The sequence below is a fragment of the Aeromonas sp. HMWF016 genome (assembly GCF_963878195.1).
GTDB classification, from domain to species: domain Bacteria; phylum Pseudomonadota; class Gammaproteobacteria; order Enterobacterales; family Aeromonadaceae; genus Aeromonas; species Aeromonas lacus.
The window spans coordinates 1-22,339 of record NZ_CAWNWX010000076.1; the positions used below are offsets into that span (position 1 = coordinate 1).

General features: G+C 58.6%; 15 protein-coding genes. 6 read left to right on the forward strand and 9 right to left on the reverse strand.

What is annotated here, in order from left to right; translation table 11 throughout:
• Nucleotides 1-248: 248 nt before the first annotated feature.
• The 3 genes from AACS24_RS10965 to pabB all read right to left on the reverse strand — a co-directional run bounded on the left by AACS24_RS10965 (nt 249) and on the right by pabB (nt 3,655).
• A complete protein-coding gene (locus AACS24_RS10965) occupies nt 249-1,547 on the reverse strand; it encodes a serine/threonine transporter (protein ID WP_108570693.1) in 1,299 nt (432 codons plus the stop codon).
• A 216-nt stretch (nt 1,548-1,763) separates the two neighbouring features.
• Entirely contained in the window at nt 1,764-2,330 is a 567-nt protein-coding gene (locus tag AACS24_RS10970) for a CoA pyrophosphatase (protein WP_108570694.1), read from the reverse strand.
• Between the two features lie 41 nt (nt 2,331-2,371).
• Nucleotides 2,372-3,655: an aminodeoxychorismate synthase component I gene (pabB, locus tag AACS24_RS10975; RefSeq protein ID WP_258222902.1), complete on the reverse strand. Its 1,284-nt coding sequence runs from the start codon at nt 3,653-3,655 to the stop codon at nt 2,372-2,374.
• Nucleotides 3,656-3,949: 294 nt separating this feature from the next.
• Here pabB and AACS24_RS10980 point away from each other — a divergent pair, with 294 nt between their 5' ends.
• A complete protein-coding gene (locus tag AACS24_RS10980; protein ID WP_108570696.1) occupies nt 3,950-5,476 on the forward strand; it encodes a fumarate hydratase in 1,527 nt (508 codons plus the stop codon).
• A 167-nt stretch (nt 5,477-5,643) separates the two neighbouring features.
• Here AACS24_RS10980 and AACS24_RS10985 read toward each other — a convergent pair whose 3' ends face one another.
• The 3 genes from AACS24_RS10985 to ppnP all read right to left on the reverse strand — a co-directional run bounded on the left by AACS24_RS10985 (nt 5,644) and on the right by ppnP (nt 9,112).
• Nucleotides 5,644-7,014, reverse strand: coding sequence for an L-serine ammonia-lyase (locus tag AACS24_RS10985; protein WP_108570697.1), 1,371 nt, complete (start codon nt 7,012-7,014; stop codon nt 5,644-5,646).
• A 275-nt stretch (nt 7,015-7,289) separates the two neighbouring features.
• Nucleotides 7,290-8,675: an L-serine ammonia-lyase gene (locus tag AACS24_RS10990; RefSeq protein WP_108570699.1), complete on the reverse strand. Its 1,386-nt coding sequence runs from the start codon at nt 8,673-8,675 to the stop codon at nt 7,290-7,292.
• A 152-nt stretch (nt 8,676-8,827) separates the two neighbouring features.
• The gene (ppnP, locus tag AACS24_RS10995; protein ID WP_181364154.1) at nt 8,828-9,112 is read right to left on the reverse strand and encodes a pyrimidine/purine nucleoside phosphorylase; all 285 of its coding nucleotides are present in this window, start codon (nt 9,110-9,112) and stop codon (nt 8,828-8,830) included.
• 268 nt (nt 9,113-9,380) lie between these two features.
• On the opposite strand from ppnP, the gene AACS24_RS11000 reads away from it, so the two are divergent.
• Complete coding sequence (locus AACS24_RS11000) at nt 9,381-10,622, forward strand: dicarboxylate/amino acid:cation symporter (RefSeq protein WP_108570701.1); 1,242 nt, start codon at nt 9,381-9,383, stop codon at nt 10,620-10,622.
• A 1,467-nt stretch (nt 10,623-12,089) separates the two neighbouring features.
• Here the strand turns inward: AACS24_RS11000 and pfkA are convergent.
• The 3 genes from pfkA to elyC all read right to left on the reverse strand — a co-directional run bounded on the left by pfkA (nt 12,090) and on the right by elyC (nt 14,874).
• Complete coding sequence (gene pfkA, locus AACS24_RS11005) at nt 12,090-13,061, reverse strand: 6-phosphofructokinase (RefSeq protein WP_005336840.1); 972 nt, start codon at nt 13,059-13,061, stop codon at nt 12,090-12,092.
• A 151-nt stretch (nt 13,062-13,212) separates the two neighbouring features.
• Nucleotides 13,213-13,968 (reverse strand): triose-phosphate isomerase, encoded by a 756-nt coding sequence (gene tpiA, locus AACS24_RS11010; RefSeq protein ID WP_108570702.1) that lies wholly within the window; start codon nt 13,966-13,968, stop codon nt 13,213-13,215.
• Nucleotides 13,969-14,103: 135 nt separating this feature from the next.
• Nucleotides 14,104-14,874 (reverse strand): envelope biogenesis factor ElyC, encoded by a 771-nt coding sequence (gene elyC, locus AACS24_RS11015; protein ID WP_181364155.1) that lies wholly within the window; start codon nt 14,872-14,874, stop codon nt 14,104-14,106.
• A 101-nt stretch (nt 14,875-14,975) separates the two neighbouring features.
• On the opposite strand from elyC, the gene cmoM reads away from it, so the two are divergent.
• The 4 genes from cmoM (at nt 14,976) to mukB (ending at nt 22,303) form a co-directional block, all read left to right on the forward strand.
• Nucleotides 14,976-15,752: a tRNA uridine 5-oxyacetic acid(34) methyltransferase CmoM gene (cmoM, locus tag AACS24_RS11020; protein WP_033113262.1), complete on the forward strand. Its 777-nt coding sequence runs from the start codon at nt 14,976-14,978 to the stop codon at nt 15,750-15,752.
• Between the two features lie 100 nt (nt 15,753-15,852).
• Nucleotides 15,853-17,172, forward strand: a complete 1,320-nt coding sequence (mukF, locus tag AACS24_RS11025) for a chromosome partition protein MukF (protein WP_033113261.1) — start codon at nt 15,853-15,855, stop codon at nt 17,170-17,172.
• The gene (gene mukE, locus AACS24_RS11030) at nt 17,153-17,872 is read left to right on the forward strand and encodes a chromosome partition protein MukE (protein WP_005336835.1); all 720 of its coding nucleotides are present in this window, start codon (nt 17,153-17,155) and stop codon (nt 17,870-17,872) included. The genes mukF and mukE overlap by 20 nt, the downstream gene beginning before the upstream one ends.
• A gap of 3 nt (nt 17,873-17,875) precedes the next feature.
• Complete coding sequence (mukB, locus tag AACS24_RS11035) at nt 17,876-22,303, forward strand: chromosome partition protein MukB (RefSeq protein ID WP_108570704.1); 4,428 nt, start codon at nt 17,876-17,878, stop codon at nt 22,301-22,303.
• Nucleotides 22,304-22,339: the final 36 nt, after the last annotated feature.

Genomic DNA, 22,339 nt, shown 5'->3' on the forward strand with positions numbered 1-22,339 from the left:
TAGATAGGCAGACAGTCAGAAGGCTGTTGCGTTGTGACGGGTGGGGGGGGGTACCCCACAGGGCGAGATAAAAACGGGTTCTCATGATATGAGCGGAGGGCTGTGATGGCACAGATATGCAGTGGCGCAGGGAGCTTGGTTAACCGGGGCAACTGAGAAAAGGAGCAGGGATTTCCAGAGAAGATCGCAGAATGATGCAATAAAAAAACCAGCCGTTGCCGGCTGGTTTTTGACTATCGGTGGCGGGATTAACCGACCAATTGATAGAGGATGGCGGAGATGGCAGTCAGGCCCATCACGGTCACGAAGACATTGCTGATGTGACCCTGATACTTTGCCATGGCCGGTACGCGCTTGATGGCGTACATCGGCATGATGAACAGGATGGTCGCGATGATGGGGCCGCCCAGCGATTCGATCATGCCCAGGATGGAGGGGTTGGCAATAGCGGTGCCCCACAGGGTCAGGATGAAGAAGGCGATGATAAACATCTCGACTTTCTTGGCGTTCGGCTCTTTGCCGGATTTGCGCATGTTCTGCACGATCATCCCTTTCAGACCTTCACGGGCACCCAGATAGTGGCCGAAGAAGGAGGATACGATGGCGACGAACGCCACCAGCGGCCCGAAGTAGGAGATGATGGGGCTCGCATGCTGGTTGGCCAGATAGGAGAGCACGGCGATGTTCTGGGCTTTGGCTTCAGCCAGCTGCACCGGTGTCAGGCTCATCACGCAGGAGAACACGAAGAACATCACGAAGCCCAGCAGCACCATGGCTGTACGCTTGAGGATGGCATCGGCTTTCTCGACGGCGTGCTCACCGTGGTCGCGGCGCTGGGCCAGCGAGAAGCTGGAGATGGCCGGGCTGTGGTTGAAGGAGAAGACCAGCACCGGGATGGTCAGCCACAGAGTGACGGCGAAATCCTTGGCAGAAGGCACTTGCTGCAGAGCCGCACCGGTCCAGTCCGGGATCAGGTAGAGGGAGATACCGGCCAGGATGGCGATCAGCGGGTAGACCAGTACTTCGGTCACTTTCAGCATCAACTTCTCGCCGGCCAGCATCACGGACATCATGCCCATGATCAGCACGATGGAGAGGATCCAGCGCGGCGGTGCACTCATCTGCAGCTGGTTGACCATGAAGCTTTCCACGGTGTTGGTGATGCCCACGCCGTAGATCAGCACGATAGGGTAGATCGCGAAGAAGTAGAGCAGGGTGATCAGCTTGCCTGCACCGGCACCAAAGTGCTCTTCAACCACTTCGGTGATGTCTGCATTGGGCTTTTTGGAGGAGAGTACGAAGCGGGCCAGACCACGGTGGGCCAGATAGGTCATCGGGCCAACCAGCAGCGCCATCACCACCAGTGGCCAGAAGCCACCCATGCCTGCGTTGATCGGCAGGAACAGGATGCCTGCGCCAACAGCAGTACCAAACAGGCTGATAACCCAGGTTGAATCTTGTTTTGTCCAGCCTTTACTCTGGACGAAGCTCGTTCCTTGCTCCTTTACGGTCGCGACATCCTGTGCGCCAGTGACAGTATTTGACATCTATCTCACCCCGAATTGTGGTTCTTATTAAGTCGGCGGCAAGGATACGGTTTTTTTAATCAAAAATGTTGATCAAATTCATCTTTAACAGACGAAAACCCCGAGTTTCTTATAGAAACGTGATCAAAACAGTAAAAAATCAATTTTTGTTTAGCATTTGACACGTTGGTTTAATGTTAATGATTAAATTCCGCCCTGCCGCAAGTTGCCAAATTGTTACCTCTCGAGGTGCTGGGCCAGCTGACAGATCATGCTGGCCGTGGCCCCCCAGATATAGTGCTGTTGCCAGGGGATCCAGTAGACGGTGTGCTGTTTGCCCGTCCGATAAAAGGTGAGGGCGATATGATTGCGGCGATCGAGCAGGTGGTTTAACGGTACCTCAAAGGCATGCTCCACCTCATCTGCACTCAATTCGAGTGAGTAGTCGGCATCGAGCAGAGCCAGCACCGGCAGCACCTCGAAGCGCGAGATGGTATTGAGCGGATTGAGGGTGCCGATCACCTGCACGAGATGAGAGGGGATGCCGAGCTCCTCTTCGGTCTCCCGCAGCGCGGTGGCGATGAGATCCTGATCATCGGGATCCTGACGCCCGCCCGGAAAGCTGATCTGTCCGGCATGATGGCGCAGCCGGGCACTGCGACGGGTGAGCAGTAGGTGAAGGCCATCGTGGCGCTCCACGATAGGCACCAGCACAGCCGCCGGACTGAGGCCGGCAACGGTGAGACGATGTGCCGGGGCTGGTCGTTGCAGGGAGAAACGGGTCAGCAGTTCGTGGCGTTCCATGGCGTGACGTGGTTCCGTGGCAGTTTATCTGGGGCTCTGGCTCACAGTGCGGTGAGCAGGGGCAGAATGCGGGCGACCTTGTCATAGGTCTCCTGATATTCGCTGTCGGCGTCGGAGTCGGCGATGATGCCGCCACCGGCCCAGCAGTGCAGACGGTCCGCTTCGGCAATCAGGGTGCGAATGCAGATGCTGGTGTCCATCCGGCCATGCTGGCTGAGGTAGCCGATGCTGCCGCAGTAGGCGTTGCGTCGCTGGGGCTCCAGCTCCTCGATGATCTCCATGGCGCGGATCTTGGGCGCACCTGTGATGGAGCCGCCCGGGAAACAGGCGCGCAGCAGATCGACGCCTTGCCAGCGGCTATCGAGTTCGCCATGAATGGTGGAGACCAAGTGGTGCACTGCCGGAAAGGACTCCACTTCAAAGAGATGAGGCACGCTGACCGAGCCCGGCCTGCTCACCCGCCCGATGTCGTTGCGCAGCAGATCCACGATCATCAGATTCTCTGATCTGTCCTTGTCTGCCTGTGACAGCTCGTTGGCTATCTCCCGATCGATGGCTGGATCAGGATGACGCGGGCGCGTTCCCTTGATGGGCTTGGTCTCGATATGGTGACCATCAAGCAGCAAGAAACGCTCGGGGGAGAGGCTTAAAATGGCGCTGTCCGGCAAGCGCAAAAAGGCGGAGAAAGGCGCCTTGTTGGCCGCCGCCAGCGTGCAGTAAGCCTGCCACTCATCGCCCTGATAGGGGGCACTGAAGCGCTGGGTCAGGTTAATCTGGTAGCAATCCCCCGCCGCGAGGTACTCCTGAATGCGGGCAAACTTCTCGCCATAGGTTTCCCGGCTCATGTTGCTTTGCCAGCTGCCTTGCAGGTGGAAAGGTGGCGCCGGTTCGGCAACTTGTTGCTCGAGCCAGTCGATACGTCTGGCAAGACCCGCTTCATCTCCCCAGTGCACCAGTTGCCAGGCGCCGGTCTCGACGCTGCGCAGCAGCGCCCAGTCATAGATCCCCACCGCCATGTCGGGCACCTTGATATCGGCGGCAGCCTGACTTGGCAGCTGTTCAAAGTGGCGGCCCAGATCGTAGCCAAACAGCCCGAGTGCCCCGCCTATAAAGGGCAGTTTGCTGTTGTGCGCGACCGGTTGGCCAAGCAGTTGCTGCTGAAGTTCGGCCAGCAGGGTGAGGGGGTCGCCATGATGCTCTCTTTCTGCATTGCTACAGCGCACTGTGGTGAGCTGGCCACAGGTTTCGAGAGTCGCCAGCGGATCGGCGGTGATGATGTCGAAGCCATTGTCGGCACCAAGTGGTCCGGCTGACTCCAGTAGCATGGCCCACGGCTGATGTTGCAGCCGTGCAAATAGCGCGTGGAGAGGTGTGTGATGATCTGGATAATGGATATGCAGTGATGGCGTCATTTTATGTTACACAGGCAACAGTTTGATTCCCGAACCCTAGTCGGTGCTGGTGGGCAAGCGTATCATAGGTGGCGGTGACTAAAGAAAAAACTGCTGTGTTTCAGGTTTTTTGCTGACTGATAGTGTTTGGTTTGCGCCCCTACACAGCCATCATATGGAAGCCCTTGTCCATCGCCCCCGTGCGACGCAAGGACCAGTGAGGATGATATGAGCATTATAAAAAAACAGGATTTTATCGATTCCATCGCAGATGCCCTCCAGTACATCTCCTATTACCACCCGCTGGATTTTGTCCAGGCCGCCAAAGCTGCTTATGATCGGGAAGCCAACCCCGCAGCAAAGGATGCGCTGGCCCAGATCCTGATCAACTCCCGCATGTCTGCCGAAGGCCACCGTCCGCTCTGTCAGGATACCGGCATCGTCACCTGCTTTGTGAAGATCGGCATGCAGGTGCAGTGGGACAGCGACATGACAGTGCAGGAGATGGTGGATGAAGGTACCCGCCGTGCCTACACCAATCCGGACAACCCGCTGCGCGCCTCGGTGCTGGCCGATCCGGCCGGCAGCCGCAAAAACACCAAAGACAACGCCCCTGCGGTCGTCCATATCGACATGATCCCGGGTGACAAGGTCGAGGTGAGCATCGCCGCCAAGGGCGGTGGTTCCGAGAACAAATCCAAGATGGTCATGCTCAATCCCTCCGATGATATCGTCGAGTGGGTGCTGAAAACCGTGCCGACCATGGGCGCGGGCTGGTGCCCGCCCGGCATGCTCGGTATCGGCATCGGCGGTACTGCCGAGAAGGCCGCCGTACTGGCCAAAGAGGCGCTGATGGAGCACATCGACATTCAGGAGCTGATCGCCCGTGGCCCGCAAACCACCGAAGAGAAGCTGCGCGTCGAGCTCTACGACAAGGTCAACAAGCTGGGGATCGGTGCCCAGGGTCTGGGCGGCCTCACTACAGTACTGGATGTGAAGGTGAAATCCGCGCCGACTCACGCCGCCTCCAAGCCGGTAGTGATGATCCCCAACTGCGCCGCGACCCGTCACGTTCACTTTGAATTGGATGGTTCAGGCCCCGCCGAACTGACGCCGCCGAAACTGAGCGACTGGCCGGAGATCACCCGTGAAGCGGGTGGCAACGTGCGCCGTGTCAACGTCGATGGCATCACCAAGGCTGAGCTGGCCAGCTGGAAGAGCGGTGATACCGTGCTGCTGTCGGGCAAGATCCTTACCGGCCGCGATGCTGCCCACAAGCGTATCGCCGACATGCTGGCCCGCGGCGAAGGGCTGCCGGAAGGGGTCGATTTCACCAACCGCTTCATCTATTACGTTGGCCCGGTCGATGCGGTGCGCGACGAAGTGGTTGGCCCGGCCGGTCCCACCACCTCCACCCGGATGGACAAGTTCACCGACATGATGCTGGGTGAAACCGGCCTTATCGGCATGATCGGCAAGTCCGAGCGCGGCCCGAAAACCGTCGAGAGCATCAAGCAGCACAAGGCTGTCTATCTGATGGCAGTTGGTGGCGCTGCCTATCTGGTGGCCAAGGCGATCAAGAAAGCCCGCGTGGTGGCCTTTGCCGATCTCGGCATGGAAGCGATCTACGAGTTTGAAGTGGAAGATATGCCGGTGACCGTAGCGGTCGACTCCGAAGGCAACAATATCCACGAAACCGGCCCGGCCTACTGGTCTGCCAAGATTGCCGAACTGGATGGCAAACTCTCCTCCTGATCCGGCGTGCGGCCCAGGTGCCGTGATTGGCTGGATAGAGCAGATAAAAAAGGATGGCCCGCAAGGCCATCCTTTTTGTTCTCCAAGTCTTCCAGTGACGAAGTACCGGAACCGGTAAAAAGAAAAAGGCGGGATAACCCGCCTTTTGTCGTCATGCCAGTGGCTGTTTAGTCGCAGGCAACCTGCATAACCTTGATAGCCAGACCGCCACGGGAGGTTTCACGGTACTTGGAGTCCATGTCCTTGCCGGTGACGTACATGGTGTCGATGACCTTGTCCAGCGAGACGCGCGGCTTGGAGGTACGACGCAGGGCCATCCGAGAGGCGTTGACCGCCTTCATGGCTGCGATGGCGTTACGCTCGATGCAGGGCACCTGAACCTGGCCGGCAACCGGGTCACAGGTCAGACCCAGGTTGTGCTCCATACCGATTTCAGCGGCTTCGCAGACATGCTCAGGGCTACCGCCCATCAGTTCGGTCAGACCGGCTGCGGCCATGGAGCAGGAGACGCCCACTTCACCCTGGCAGCCCACTTCGGCACCGGAGATGGAGGCGTTCATCTTGTAGAGGATGCCGACGGCACCGGCAGCCAGATAGAAACGGGTGTACTCGTCGCGGCCAACCGGCTGGATGAACTTGTCGTAGTAGGCCAGTACGGCCGGGATGATGCCGGCAGCGCCGTTGGTCGGTGCGGTGACCACGCGGCCACCGGCAGCGTTCTCTTCACTCACGGCCAGAGCGAACATGTTGACCCAGTCAACGATGTTCATCGGGTCGCTCGAGAGGTTCTCGTTGGTGTTGAGCTGGCGGTATAGCGGAGCCGCACGACGGGGCACGCGCAGCGGGCCGGAGAGGACGCCTTCGGTACGGCAGCCGCGCTCGATCCCTTCACGCATGGTGTTCCAGATCTTGCCGAACTTCTTGTAGATCTCTTCCGGAGTGTTGAAGCACTTCTCGTTTTCCATCATCAGGGCAGAGATGGAGAGACCGGTTTGGCTGCAGTGGGCAACCAGTTCGGCGGCGCTCTTGAACGGGTAGCGTACGGACATGTCGCCGCTGTCAGCCTTGCCGAAGTTCTCTTCGTCAACGATGAAACCGCCACCGATGGAGTAGTAGGTCTTGCTGTAGACCACTTCGTCTTCGATCAGGGCGCTCAGCTTCATGCCGTTTTCGTGCAGCGGCAGTGCTTCGTCGTGGAATACCATGGCATCGCGCGGGAAGCTGACGGTGTGGCAGTGCAGGCCGATCGGCAGGCGCTCGGTCTGTTCTACGCGGGAGATAAATTCAGGGATGGCATCGATATCGACGTTTTCCGGCAGGTTGCCGGCCAGGCCCATGATGATGGCTGTGTCGGTATGGTGGCCTTTGCCAGTCCAGGAGAGGGAGCCGTAAACATCGACATTGATCCGGGTTACATCGCGGATCTTGCCGCCCGCGCGCAGCTCGTCAACAAACTGTTTGGCCGCTTTCATCGGACCAACAGTGTGGGAAGAAGAGGGGCCTACACCGATTTTGAAGATATCAAAAACGCTGATCATGTCACTATTACCTCAGGGTAGAAGGGGGCGGCATGCCCACTCACAGAAATTTGGGAGATCCATGGAACGCGCTTGTCAGCGCAGGTCACAGAACCAGATAACCGTAGTGTAACGGCTCGTGACCTAAAAAAAGTTGAAATAGATCTATTTTTGTTGAGTTTGAGGCGCGAGTATAAAATTTATTTTGGTGCTTATCCATTTTGTTAAGCGTTTGCCCATAAAAATACCCGGCGATGCCGGGTATTTCGGAACCAAATGGAGTCAATTTCCGTTTTTTAACATTCGGTAATGTTAACGGCGAGGCCGCCGCGGGCCGTCTCCTTGTATTTGGTCTTCATATCGTTGCCGGTCTCCCACATGGTTTTGATCACCTTGTCGAGAGACACTTTGTGCTCGCCGGTGCCGCGCAGGGCGAGGCGGGCGGCATTGATCGCCTTGACCGCCCCCATGGCGTTGCGCTCGATGCAGGGCACCTGCACCAGCCCGCCAATGGGATCGCAGGTGAGCCCGAGGTTGTGCTCCATGCCGATCTCGGCAGCGTTCTCCACCATGGCCGGGCTGCCCCCCAGCAGTTCGGTCAGCGCGCCGGCCGCCATGGAGCAGGCCACGCCCACTTCACCCTGACAGCCCACTTCCGCTCCCGACAGGGAGGCGTTTTTCTTATATAAGATGCCGATAGCAGCCGCGGTGAGGAAAAAGCGTACCAACTCGTCGTCATCGACCTTGTGGACGAAACGATCATAGTAGTGGAGCACCGCCGGAATGATACCGGAGGCGCCGTTGGTGGGGGCGGTGACGACTCGTCCGCCTGCCGCGTTCTCTTCGTTGACGGCCAGCGCAAAGAGATCGACCCACTCCATCACCATCAGGGGATCCTTGTTGAAGTTGGTCTCGCAGCTGAGCTGGCGAAACAGCCCCGGGGCGCGGCGCCGTACCTTGAGGCCGCCCGGCAGCACCCCTTCACTCTTGCAACCGCGTTCGACGCAGCCTTGCATCGCCTGCCAGATCTTGCGAAGACCGCTCTTTATCTGCTCGTCGCTGCGAAATACCCGCTCGTTGGCCAGGATGATGCCGGAGATGGAGAGACCGCTCTCCTGACAGTGGGCCAGCAGCTGGGCGCCGCTCTCGAAGGGGTAGGGAATAGGGTGTTCGCTATCCGTTCTGGCGGCTTCCTCCTTGGCGGTGGCGAAGTGGCTCTCTTCGATGATGAAGCCGCCACCAATCGAGTAGTAGGTCTGGCTGAAGCGCAGGTTCTCATCTTCGCCAAAGGCACGCAGGGTCATGCCGTTGGTGTGGGCCGGCAGGGTTTTGCGGCGGTTAAAGATGATGGCACCGGTGCGGGGAAAATGGCTTGGTTGTTCGCCTGCCAGCTGCAGGCTCTGCTCCTTTTCCACTCGCGCCAGAATGGCGGGGATGGCATCGATATCGACCGATTCCGGTTCAAAGCCCGCCAGCCCCAGAATGATCGCCTTGCCGGTACCGTGTCCCTTGCCGGTCTGGCCCAGCGAGCCGTAACACTCCACTTCGACTCGCGCAGTATGAGGCAGATGGCCATGGAGCTTGAGCTGCTGCACAAAGGCATAAGAGGCGCGCATGGGACCGACTGTATGGGAAGAGGAGGGGCCGATACCGATAGAGAAAAGGTCAAACACACTGATCATGACACCACTCCGGTGATGGTTTATGTCTGTTTATTCTAGGATTTTTGCCATGGATGAAAAGCGGGGATGTGCCGCGCTGTGACATGGGTAGAGATATGAAGAGCAGGAGGGGGAGAGAGGGCTGAAGGGATGAGCCCCTTCAGCCGGGCAGATCAGTCGAGAAATTCACACAGGTAAGCGGTGGGGCTATTCACCTCCAGCTTGAATGAGGAGTGGCCCGCAACCAAGAAGGATTCACCTTGGCTGTAGGTGTGCCACTCATCTTCATCTGCCAGCTGGATGGTCAGAGCGCCCTTGATCACCGTCATCCGCTCGGGGGCTGCGGTATTGAACAGGTATTCACCGACGTTCATGACGCCGACAGTGGATTTCTCGCCTTTTTGCTCAAAACCGATGGATTTTACATTTCCGTCAAAATATTCGTTAACTTTCAGCATCTTTACATCCTTGTATGTTCGGTTGTGCAGCCAAGCTAGCACAACATTTTGCCAGTTGTCATTGGGGTGGCTGCAAAAAACGCAACCAAAGGGTGGGAAATGTGCTTTTTAGAGAATTATTAATAGCTTCTGTTAACGATTTGTCGATTTCAAACAGCAATGAAATATGCGATAACACGCCGCAGCAGGGGAATGTGCAGGAGCTCATTCCCCTGTCTGGTTTATTGCACTGGGAAAGTGCGAATGTAGCTACATAAAGGAAAGTACTGTGTTGACTAAAGGACTCATAAAAAATATCGGCTTCCAGGTTGTGGTGGCCATGGTACTGGGGGCAGTGGTCGGGGTGCTCATGGGTGAGCAGGCCACCATCTTTGCTCCACTCGGTACCCTCTTTATCCAGCTCATCAAGATGCTGGTGATCCCGCTGGTGGCGGTTGCCATCCTCTCCGGCGCCGCCAATCTGGGCGCCAGTCCGGCGGCGGGCAAGATAGGGGTGGCCACGCTGGCCTTCTTCCTTGTTACTTCGGCACTGGCCGTGTTGCTGGCACTGGTGATGGGACAGATCTTCAAGCCGGGTGTCGGTGTCGATTTTGGCTCTGTCTCCTCCATGTTTGGCGGTGATTATGCCGATAAAGGGGCGCTGCCCGATGCCGTCGCAACCCTGCTTGGCATGATCCCGACCAACGTGTTCCAGTCCCTCAACGAGGCGAATATTCTGCAGATCCTGGTGTTCTGCATGTTCCTCGGTATTGCGCTGGCCAAACAGCCGCGCGAGCGGGCCAAGCCGCTGGTCGATGGCCTCAATACCCTGGTGGATGCCTTTGTCTGGATGATCAACAAGGTGATGATCATTGCGCCGCTCGGGGTATTTGGTCTGATGGCTGATGCCATCGGCACCTATGGCTTCGATGTGTTGACGCTGGTGCTCAAGCTGTTCGTGGTCTATGTTGCCGCGATTCTGATCTTCGGCTTTGTTGTCTACCCGCTGCTGGTGGCGATCTTCTCCAACACGCCGGTGATGACCTATATCTCGGCGATGAAGAAGCCGCAGATCGTTGCCTTCTCTACCGCCTCTTCCATGGCGACCCTGCCGGTCAATATGGAGACCTGCGAGCAGGATCTGAAGGTGACCAATGCGACGGCCTCTTTTGTGCTGCCGCTGGGTGCCACCATCAATATGAGCGGCAACGCCATCTATTACGGGCTGGTCGCCATCTTCTTTGCTCAGGTTTACAACATTGATCTGAGCGTCGGTGCCTGGGCGGCCATCATAGTGACGGCCACCCTGGGCGCGATTGGCCAGGCCGGTGTGCCGGGGCCGAGCTTCCTGGTGGTGGCTGTGCTGCTGGCGGCAGGGATCCCCATCGAAGGGTTGCCACTGTTGTTTGCGCTGGATCGCCTGTTCGACATGATCCGCACCTCCCTCAATATCACTGGTGATGCGGCCTGTGCTGTCATTGTTGACCGTTTCAGCCCGGAATATGACCCACAGCGTTGGAACAAGGCATAAGCGGGATTATCCGCGGGTAGACACTTTCTGGTTATGCCACAAGCCTCCACCTTCGGGTGGGGGCTTTTTTGTGCCCGCTGGTTACTGGAAAAATGGATTGGTCAGAACAAACAGCCAAGCGGTAGAAGAGGAGGAAAGGATAAGGAGAGAGCAATGGTGTGGTCAGACGGCAGGTAGCAAAAAGGGGAAGCTTGGCTCCCCCTAGGATGGTCTGACGTTGGCTCAGTCAGAAGTGTGGTTAAACAAGCAACCACAACAGCTTGAAATCATATCCATGTTGACCATTTCGGCATTGATGGCTGAAAGCACCAGTTTGTGGTGATTAAAGCGTCATGCCAGAGAGGATCGTTCCCGATTGATGCCTCTCTATCCGACTCAGAGCTGTGACAGCGAGGGCAGAGAGACAGCAACCAGGGTGAAAAACACGGTAAAAACAGCGGTAACAACAAACTCTTTCATCTTTTTTCTCCCCAGGTTATTGGTTGATGAGGTCAAGATACCATAATAGGAGCTTAAAACAAGGGTTTAATTGATAAAAATGAGCTCTTGGCTATATGTAGTGATGAAGTCTCTATTTTTGTAATCTTGTGGCTGTTTTATCTTCGCCTCTTGAAGAGTTGGCTGTTTTAATGGGATGGGAATATAGAAATTCCTTTATTTTCAGCCATTTATATTAATGCTGGCGATCTAAAAAGAGAGACTCTAATGACACCAAATATTGATTTTACATTTTTTGTTGGGCTATGCAGCCATTTTAGGCGTCAAAAATGGCTATGAATCTGGTTTGACCGTTCCTGTCGAAGAAAATCTACCATAAAGGAGAGTAAAGCCGGTATCGGCATGCAATCCAGCGCCATGACAGGGTTTTACCACGATATTCTGTTCATGGACTTACATAAATAGCCCTGTTTTTAGCGATGTAGCTGGCTCTTAGAGAGAAAAAATGCAGTTGCAGTCCGTTTTTTAGCCTCTGACTATGGAAGAGATACCGGGATTGATGTTGGTTGGTGCAATAGCGGCTTGGGAAGAGGTTTTCCCTCAAGGGGACAAGTTGCAACCAGCAGGGGGGCGCGAGATAGGCACCCGAACTGCACCTGCCTGTATCTGTAGCCTATGTTGAGCGCCGTCGGGCGCGGATAAGAGATAACGCATCGCTTAACAGGAGCGCCAGAGGCAGGACAGGGCAGGGGGAATAAGAGAGAGCGAAAGAGATGATACAGAGAGTAGGCTGGGCAAGCTGTTGGTAGCGACTGGCAACGGTGGTGGGTAAATTGGCCGAGCTGAAGCACAACCTCAACCCGGTGATATACGCGTTGCTTTCATATCGCAGTTGGCGGGCCTGCCTGATGACATTGCCAAATGTACTGGAACCAATCCATTTTCTGCGCACCACGGTGATCTGCGGGTAGAAATAGAAAAACCCTCCGGATGGAGGGTTTTTGCATAACCAGCTTGTTCCCGCGGTGCTTAGAACAGGGTGGTGGAGAGGTTGTAAAGCTCCTGATCGAACGGACGCTTCATGTTCTCGATGCAGTCGATGATGTCGTGGTGTACCAGCTCGTTGCGCTGGATACCGACACAGCGGCCACCGTGGCCAGCCAGCAGCTGCTCAACGGCATAAGCACCCATACGGCTGGACATGATGCGGTCACGGGCAGTCGGGGCACCACCACGTTGGATGTGGCCCAGGATGGTTGCGCGGGTTTCACGACCTGTCAGGGCTTCGATGTCCTTGGCCAATGCGTTCACGTCGGTCACGTGCTCACAGATAGTGATGATGGCGTGCTTCTTGCCCTTGGCTTCGCCTTCCTTGATCTGCTTAAGCAGCTTCTCTTTGTCGAAGGCCACTTCCGGCACGATCACATACTCGGCACCACCGGCAACGGCAGCAGACATGGCCAGATCGCCACAGTGGCGGCCCATGATCTCGACCACGGAGATACGGTGGTGGGAGCTGCAGGTGTCGCGCAGACGGTCGATGGCGTCAACAACCACGTTCAGAGCGGTATCAAAACCGATGGTGAAGTCGGTACCGGCGATGTCGTTGTCGATGGTGCCCGGCAGACCGATGCAGGGGAAACCCTCTTCGGTCAGCTTCTTGGCACCCATGTAGGAGCCATCACCACCGATGACGACCAGCGCGTCGATACCGTGCTTTTTCAGGTTCTCGATCGCTTCGGCGCGCACAGCAGGGTCTTTGAAAGCAGGGAAACGGGCGGAGCCGAGGAAAGTGCCACCACGGTTGACCACGTCGGAGACGCTGTGACGCTCCAGCTTGACGATGCGATCCTGGTGCAGACCGAGGTAGCCATCATAAATACCGTAAACTTCCAGGCCGTGATGCAGACCGGCGCGAACCACAGCGCGGATGGCTGCGTTCATACCCGGCGCGTCGCCACCACTGGTCAGAACACCAATACGTTTGATTTGTTTGGTCATGAGTGCCTCTGGATCTGAGTTGTCAAATACGAATGTTTGGAAATAGACAAGCCACTTTTACTATATCGGCTTTCGTATGGGATGCGGGGGCCACCATAGGAAAAGCGATATAAGAGAGGGGACCAGCCCCTCTCTTTGCCGTAATCAGCGATTACTTGGCAGCGCCAGCGATGATCTGGGAGAAGTCGTCCACTTTCAGGGACGCACCACCGACCAGGCCACCGTCGATGTCCGGCTGACCGAACAGGTCGGCAGCAGTAGCGCCAGTGACGGAACCGCCGTACAGGATCTGTACTTTGGCAGCAACGGTGGCATCAAAACCGGCCAGGTACTGACGGATGTGCGCGTGAACGGACTGAGCGATTTCCGGAGTGGCAGTCTTGCCGGTACCGATGGCCCATACCGGCTCGTAAGCGATAACGGCGTTGTTGAAGGAGGCGATACCGCAACGGTCGATAACAGCTTTCAGCTGGGTCTCAACCACGTTCTTGGTCACGCCGGCTTCGAACTGCTCCAGAGTTTCACCGATGCACAGAACCGGCACCAGGCCGCCTTTCTGGATCGCTTCGTACTTGGCAGCAACCACGTCGTCAGTTTCTGCGTGCAGGGTACGACGCTCGCTGTGGCCGACCAGAGAGTAGGTGCAACCGAAGGCTTTCAGCATGGAGGGGGCGTTTTCACCGGTGAAGGCGCCAGACTCGTGTACGTCGGCGTTCTGGGCACCATAGGCGATCTTGGTGCCAGCGGTCAGCTGCTCAACCAGACCCAAAAAGATAACCGGCGGGCAGACGGCGACTTGCACAGAAGGATGAGCGGCAGCAGCCGGGGTCAGTCCTTTGATCAGAGCTTCTACAGAAGCCTTGGTGCCGTTCAGTTTCCAGTTACCCATTACCAGGTGCTGTCTCATCTTCTTAATCTCCTAGGCATTTGATTGCGCAACATTATATGAATTGAACCGAGCCCAAGATAGCTGACCCGGCGGCAAATGACGTAATTTTTTTTCGCTTTCCTGATCCAAATCAGGAATGAAACGCTCGATTGCTCATTCGTTAACCTGCCCCCGCAAGCGAGCCCACCATACCCCAATCCATTCGTGGATGGCAGCTTCGGAATACATCAGATAACGCCCTTTGGGTAAATAACTGTAGAGGGGCTGGGGTACCTGGCTCTGCTTGGCGGTGTAATCGGTGGGGGCCGGCACGGCGTTGAGCCCCTGACCCTGATAGAGGGCCATGGCGCGCGGCAGGTGGGTGGCAGAACTGACCAGCGCCACCTCTTTTCCTTTCAGATGTCGGCTGATACTGACCGCCTCATCATGAGTGTCTTTGTTGTTTTCAAACAACGTCATCCGCGAGCGGGGAATGCCGAGGCTCTCGGCCATCCGGGCATTGACCTCGGCATTGGAGAGCGTATCCCCCGACACATAGCCGGAGAACACCAGTTCGGCTTCGGGATAGGCCTGGGCAAGGCGAACCCCCTCCAGAGTTCGTGCCAGCGAGATATTGTTCTGCCAACTGCGCATCGGTACTGCCGGGTCGCTGACGTGGCCATTGCCGAGCACCACGATGGCATCGATTTTGGGATGCTGGCTCACCTCGAACGGCGGGAAGGTTTGCTCCAGCCCGCGGGCCAGTTCGTAGCTCACCGGCCGCATTCCCAGCAGGGCGACCAGCAGCAGCGAGAGCGTCGCCAGCAGCTTGCCGGATTTCTGAAAACGGGTGAACCAGAGCAGCAGCAGGGCGACCAGCAGCAGGGAGAGGGAGAAGGGGAGCGGCATCAACAGCTGACCAAGCCACTTTTTGAGCATAAACACGGCGGACACTTCCTTGAGTTTTCAGCAAATTCGGGATGTGACAGAATACCTCTCTTTTTTGGGATGGCCACAACCCTGTGGCGCTAATGTTGAGTTTCTCCTTGAAGCACGATCAGAGTTTTGACGGGCGCGCCGACAAGTTCGCCCGCAACATTTACGACTCCACCAAGGGGCGCATCCGCACCACCATTGTCTGGAGCGACATCGAAGCCTGCCTGGCCCGCCTTGGCAACCGACCGCTGCGCATCCTCGATGCGGGGGGCGGTTTTGGCTATTTCGCCCAGAAGCTGGCGGCCATGGGCCATCAGGTGGAACTGTGCGATCTGTCAGCAGAAATGCTGGAACTGGCCCGCAGCCAGATCGCCGAGAAGGGGCTGGAAGACAAAATTCGTCTCATCCATTGCCCCATTCAGGATCTGAAGCAACACGTGACCGGGACCTTTGATCTGGTGCTCTGCCATGCGGTGCTGGAGTGGCTCGCCGAGCCGCGCCAGACCTTGCTGGGTCTGTTCCCTTTCGTCAATGCCGGGGGCATACTGTCGCTGCTTTTCTACAACCGTCATGGCTTGCTGTTCCAGAGCCTGGTGGTGGGCAATTTTGACTATGTGCGCCTTGGCCTTCGCAAGAAGCGCCAGACTGCGCTTACGCCCACCAATCCCCAGCTGCCGGAGCAGGTTTATGACTGGATTGGTCGCGGGGGGCTGCGCATCATCGGCAAGACCGGGGTGCGGGTGATCCACGACTATATGCGTCACAAGCAGGATCAGGTGGAGAAGTTCGACGATCTGCTGGCCATGGAACAGCAATATTGCCGTCAGGAGCCTTTTGTTTCCCTCGGTCGCTATATCCATGTGATGGCCCAGAAGCCGGCCAGCTGACTGCTCGCTGTTCACGTCAATGTGAACCATGTTTTCGATGCTACCGGATGTAGCCGCGCGCACGATTTTGCGCCCAATACAACAACGAGATGACAACATCATGATGAGTACATCCCGTACCCTGCCAGAGATGGTGGGATGGGTCAGGCAGGAGGGGTTGGCGCTGAGCCTGCCGACCGACCGGCTGGCCTTTCTGATTGCAATCAAGACGCTGTCCGAAGATGAGTCGGATTTGTCGGAAGCGGCGCTGCACGATGCCTTTGGCTATGTCAGCAGCGCTTTCGGCCAGATGGACGAGACCCTCACCGGTCGCGCCAACAACGCCATCAACGATCTCATTCGCCAGCAACTGCTGTCGCGCTTCAACACCGACATGGTGGCGGGGGAGAGCCTCTACCGCCTGTCTCGCCTTGGTGTGAGCATCGTCGACTTCTTTATGGATCAGCGTCAGGTTGACTCCATCAAGCTCTCCATCCTGCTCGAACACCTGGCTTCCGAGCTCGACACCGCCCGCAAGGCGGCGCTCGAGACCAACACCCGCGAGCAGTGGGATGCCGAGGTGCTGCCGCGCCTCACCTTCTCGCTGGAAGAGACGCTGGGGCGCATCGATCTCACCCAGCGCGCCATGGATGAGCAGCAGAATCAGGTCAAAAGCGAGATTGCGGCCCTGCTGACCCAGAACTGGGTCGATGCCATTCACAGCTGCGAAAAGCTGCTGCACGAGACCGGCCAGACCCTGCGCGAGCTGCAAGATACCTTGGATGCTGCCGGCCACCGCCTGCAGGCGGGGCTGCTCAACATTCAGGAAGCGGCGCAGGGGCGCGACGATCTGTTCCACGTCGAGGAGCTGACCCATGCCTTGCAGGGGCGCCTTGACGTCATCACCAGCTGGGGTCAGCAGTGCATCGAGCTCTGGTCCCGCTACGACAGGCACGTCCACAAATTTATCCGCAACGCCATCGACATGGACAAGAACCGCGCCTTCAGCCAGCGGTTGCGCGAGTCCATCCGCAACTTCGAGCAGCACAACTGGCAGCTGCGCATTGCCGAAGAGCCCCGTCTGCTGGAGCTGCGCGACGAAACCATCGCCATCCACGACGAGGAGGTGACCGGTGAGGTGCCTCTCGAGATGGAGTACGTCGAGATGGTAGACATCAACCAGGAGCTGGCCGAGCGCATCGAGCGCTATCTGGCCCGCTACCCCGAGCAGGGCCAGCAGCTGGATCTGGCCGATGTACTGCGGGAATACCTGCTGGACTACCCGGCCCATGCCCACTTCGATGTGGCGCGTCTTCTGATCGACCAGGCCGTGCGCCTGGGCCATGCCAGCGGCGAGCGCGAGCTGCATCGCCAACCCGCATGGAAACCCATTAACCAAGCTGGATCCAAGGTTCAGGCCTATGTCATTGATCAATTCTGAGTTTCCCTTGCCGCTGCGCCTCGCAGAGGCGATTGCCAACCCCTTGTTTCCGCGCATCGACACCGCCTTGCGCTCCGGTCGCCACATCAGTGCCGACGAGTTCGAGCAGCATTCGGCGCTGGTCGAGTATCACAGCGAACTGGAGATCTTCTACGGCCGCTATCAGGTGGAGCTGATCAAGGCGCCGGAAGGCTTCTTCTACCTGCGTCCGCGCCCGAGCTCCGACATCGGCACCACTGTGCTCTCCGAGCTCGATATGCTGGTGGGCAAGGTGCTCTGCTACCTCTACCTGAGCCCGGATCGTCTCGCCTCGGAAGGGGTGTTCGCCATGGCCGAGCTGCAGGAGGAGGTGCTGAGCCTCGCCGACGAGAAGCAACTGCTGCGGATGGTCAACAGCCGCTCCGGCGGTACCGATCTCGACAAGAAGAAGTTGCTCGAAAAAATCCGTACCTCCATGCGCCGTCTGCGCCGCCTTGGCATGATCACCGCCCTTGGCAACGGGGATAAATTCCGGGTTAACGAATCGGTGTTCCGTTTCGCCGCCGACGTGCGTTCCGATGAAGATCCGCGCGCCGTCCAGCTGCGGATGATCCAGGAGGGTGAAGCCATCTTCCACGACGACGAAATGCCGAGCAGCGACTCGCTCTTTGATGACATCGAGGCGGATCTCGATGAAGAACAACTGGATCTGGAGGTATAACCGGTGCGAGGCAAGTTCAAATCCCTGACCATGGTCAACTGGAACGGCTTCTTTGCCCGGACCTTTGATCTCGACCAGCTGGTCACCACGCTTTCCGGCGGCAACGGCGCGGGCAAGTCCACCACCATGGCGGCCTTTATCGCGGCGCTCATCCCCGACCAGTCACTGCTCCATTTCCGCAACACCACGGAAGCGGGCTCTTCCAGCGCCTCTCGTGACAAGGGGCTCTACGGCAAGCTGCAGCGCGGCCACTGCTATTCCCTGCTGGAAGTGATGAACAGCCGCGAACAGCGGATCTGGGTCGGCGTGCACCTCGAGCAGGTGGCCAACCGTGACAACAAGGTCAACATCACCCCGTTTGCGCTGGTGGATGTGCCGGAGAATCTGGCACCGACCGATCTGCTGCTGGAGAAGCTCGATGGCGGCAAGGGGCGGGTACGCGCCTTTACCGACCTGAAAGGGGCGGCCGCCGAGCTGGGGGCGCTGAAAGTCGCCAAATTCAATACGGTGACCGACTATCACAACTTCATGTTCGAGTTCGGCATCACCCCGAAGAAGCTGCGTGATCAAAAAGATCGCGGCAAGTTCTATCGCCTGATCGAAGCCTCCCTCTACGGCGGCATCTCCTCGTCCATCAGCCGTTCCCTGCGCGAATACCTGCTGCCGGAGAACTCCGGGGTGCGCAAGGCGTTTGCAGACATGGAGGCGGCCATCTATGAAAACCGCCGCACGCTGGAGGCCATCAAGGAGACGCAGGGTCAGCGGGATCTGTTCAAGAACCTGATCACCGAGACCACCCACTATGTGGCCGCCGACTATGTGCGCAACGCCGCCGAGAAGAGCCGTCTCTCCGAGCTGGCCCTCAAGGCGCGCCAGGAGCTGGCCGACAAGCGCCGTATTCTGGCCGAAGAGAAACAGCGCGCCATCTATCTGGCCGACGAGGTGGAGCAGCTCACCAACCGCGAGAAACTGCTGACCGACGAGCTGGAGTCTGCCTCCGAGCACCTGGCCAAGGTGATGGCGGCGGTTTCCTTGCAGAAGAAGATCGAGATGTACCGCGCCGATCTGGCGGATCTCTCTGACAAACTCGAACAGCAGCAGGCGGTGGTGGAAGAGATCCACGGCCAGCTGCTGGAAGTGGAAGAGCGCAAGGAGCTGGCGCAGGCAGAAGTCGACAGCCTCAAGACCCAGCTGGCCGACTACCAGCAGGCGCTCGATATCCAGCAGACCCGCGCCATCCAGTATCGTCAGGCGGTGCAGGCCCTCGATGCTGCCCGCGAGCAGTGCGAGCTGCCGGGGCTGACCGCCGAGCAGGCGAGCGACACCCTGCACCAGTTCCGCGCAGCCGAGCAGAGTCTCACCAGCCGGGTGCTGGGTGCCGAACAGCAATTGGCGCTGGCCAAGGCGGCGGTGGCCGAGCACGAAGCGGCGCTGGCGCTGCTTTTGAGCATCGCCCCGGAGACAGTGCGCGAGGCCGCCTGGCCTACCGCGCAGGCGCTGCTCAAACGTCACATCGAAGACAAGGCTCGCATCGCCCAGGGGCAGGGGCTGCGCGCCGCGCTGGCTCGCCTCGAGAAAGAGAGCGAAAGTCAGAAGAGTCTCTTCAAGTTGCGCGACGAGTTGCAGCAGGCCTCTGGCCACCTTATCGCCAGCAGCGACGAGCTGGAGATCTTCCTCGAAGCCCAGCGCACCCGTCAGGAGGAGCTCTCCGAGCAGCAGGCCGAGGTGAACCAGCGCCGCGCCAGCCTCGAGCATCAGGGCACCCAGCTGGGCCGCGATATTGCGGAGCTGACCAAGCTGGCGCCGCGCTGGCTGAAATCCTTTGAAAAACTCGAGCAGCTGCGCGAGCAGAGCAGCCTGCCGCTCGCCACCGCCGAAGAACTTTCTTCCGGCATGCAGAGCGTGCTCGACAAGGAGCGCGAGTTCGAGCAGGAGAGCAACCGCATCGCGGCGCAGAAACAGGCGCTGGAGCTGCAAATTCGCAACCTGCAGCTTGGGGCTGGCGAGGCGGATCCGCGCCTTGCTCGCATCGCCGAGCAGGTGGGGGGCGTGTTGCTCTCCGATGTCTATGACGACATCTCCATCGACGATGCCCCTTACTACTCGGCGCTCTACGGCCCGGCTCGCAGCGCCCTGGTGGTGCTCGACCTCGAAGGCGCCATCGAGCGGCTGAAAAAGCTGGAAGATTGCCCGGAAGATATCTACCTCATTCAGGGCAACCCCGACTCCTTTGACGAGGATCTGGTAGAAGCCGACGAGCTGGGGGATGCCGTGCTGGTGCGCACCAGCAAGCGTCAGGTGCGCTTCTCTCGCTACCCCGAGCTGCCGCTGTTTGGTCGCGCCGCCCGGGAAAAACGGATCGAGCAGCTCGACCTTGAACGCGAAGGGCTCATCGAGGGCTACGCCAAGGCTGCCTTCGAGCAGCAGAAGTACCACCGTCTCTACGGTCACTTCCGCGACTTTATCGGCCAGCATCTGGATATCGCCTTCCGCCCCGACCCCGAAGCCGAAGTACAGGCCAAACAGGCTGAACTGCGCACCCTGCAAGGGGCCATCGGCGAGTGCGACAAGCAGCTGAGTGATGCCAAAGCGGCCGGCGCCCAGCTGACCCGCCATATCCAGCTGGTGCAGGGCATGCTGCCCTTTGCCCACCTGTTTGCCGAGACAGACTTGGCCGCCCGCCTCGAGGCGGCTCACGCCGATGTGGAAGCGCTAAAACAGGCCGAAGCTTTTATCGCCAAGCACGGCAAGTCGCTGGAAAAACTGGAAGCTATGGTGCAGGTGCTGCGTCAGGATCCGCAGGATCTTGCAGCGCTGCAGGCTGCCTATGATGAGGTGAGCGACCTGCTGGCCGAGCAGAAGCGCCGCTGCTACGCCCTCGATCAGTTGGTGGCCCGTCTGCCGCACTTTGCCTATCAGGATGCGCAAGACCTGCTGGGCAAGGCGTCCGAGATGAGCGAGCGACTCAAAGAGAAGCTGAAAGCGGCCGAGCTGGCAGCCCGCACCGCCGGTGAGCAGCACAAGCAGATTGCCCAGCGCCACACCGAGGCGTTGCAGCTGCGCACCGCCCTCAACTCCAGTGTCGAGGCCAAGCGCCAGACCCTGACCGAGTTCGAGCAGGAGCTTGCGGCCATGGGGCTGACGCTCTCTGACGATATGGAAGAGAAGGCGCGCGCTCACAAGAAAGAGATTGAAGAGCTGCTGATCCGCACCCGTTCCCGTCGCACCAGCGCCGAGGCCCAGCTGCAGGTCACCAAGCGCGAGATCGAATCCCTTGGCGGTCGTCTCAAGCTGGAAGGCAAGGATTACTACGGCGCCCGTAAATCCTTGGTGGGTCACAAGGCAAGCTGGTCGCGGGTGGTGCGGCTGGCGCGGGAGACCGACGTCGAGAAGCGCCTCAACAAGCGCGAACTGGCTTATCTCGACAGCGACGAGCTGCGCTCCATGTCGGACAAGGCCCTCGGTGCCCTGCGGGTAGCGGTGGCCCATGACGAGGCGCTGCGCGATGCGTTGCGTCTCTCCGAGGGCAACCGCAGCACCGAGCAGAAGGTCGCCTTCTACGTGCAGGTCTACCGTTACCTCAAGGATCGCATCCGCAACGACATCATCCGCTCCGATGATCCGGTCGAAGCGATCGAGGAGATGGAGATCGAGCTGGCCCGTCTGGCCGATGAGCTCAAGCAGCGAGAGACCCATCTGTCGCTCTCCTCCCACGAGGTGGCGGCCAAGATCACCAACATCATCCGCCGCGAGCAGAACCGCATCCGGGTGCTCAACCAGGGCTTGCAGAACATCGCCTTCGGTCTGGTGCGCGGGGTGCGCCTCAACGTCAATATCCGCGAGGCCCACACCCGTCTGCTGACGGCGCTGGCCGATCAAACCGCCATGCACAACGATCTGTTCGCCGACAAGGAGCTCAGCTTCTCCGAGGCGATGGCCAAGCTGTTCCAGCGCCTGAACCCGCAGATCGAGCAGGGGGATCGCAGCTATCAGGTGATGGGTGACGTGCTGCTCGACTATCGCAACTATCTGGAGCTGGAGATCGAGGTGCAGCGTGGCGCCGATGGCTGGCTGCGGGCCGAGAGCGGTGCGCTCTCCACCGGTGAGGCGATCGGTACCGGTCAGGCCATCCTCTTGATGGTGCTGATCAGCTGGGAGGAGGAGTCCCGCCGTCTGCGCGGCAAGGATATAGCCCCGTGCCGTCTGCTGTTCCTCGACGAAGCGGCCCGTCTGGATGGCAAATCCATCGCCACCCTGTTCGAGCTGTGCGAGCGGCAGGATATGCAGCTGCTGATCGCGGCGCCCGAGAACATCAGCCCCGAGAAGGGCACCACCTACAAGCTCATCCGCAAGGTACAGGGCAAGCACGAGCACGTGCATGTGGTGGGGCTGCGTGGCTTCGGCTTTGCCGACGACAAGCTGATCGCCTGACTCTGATGGGCAAATAGCTGGAGAAAAGGGAGGCAT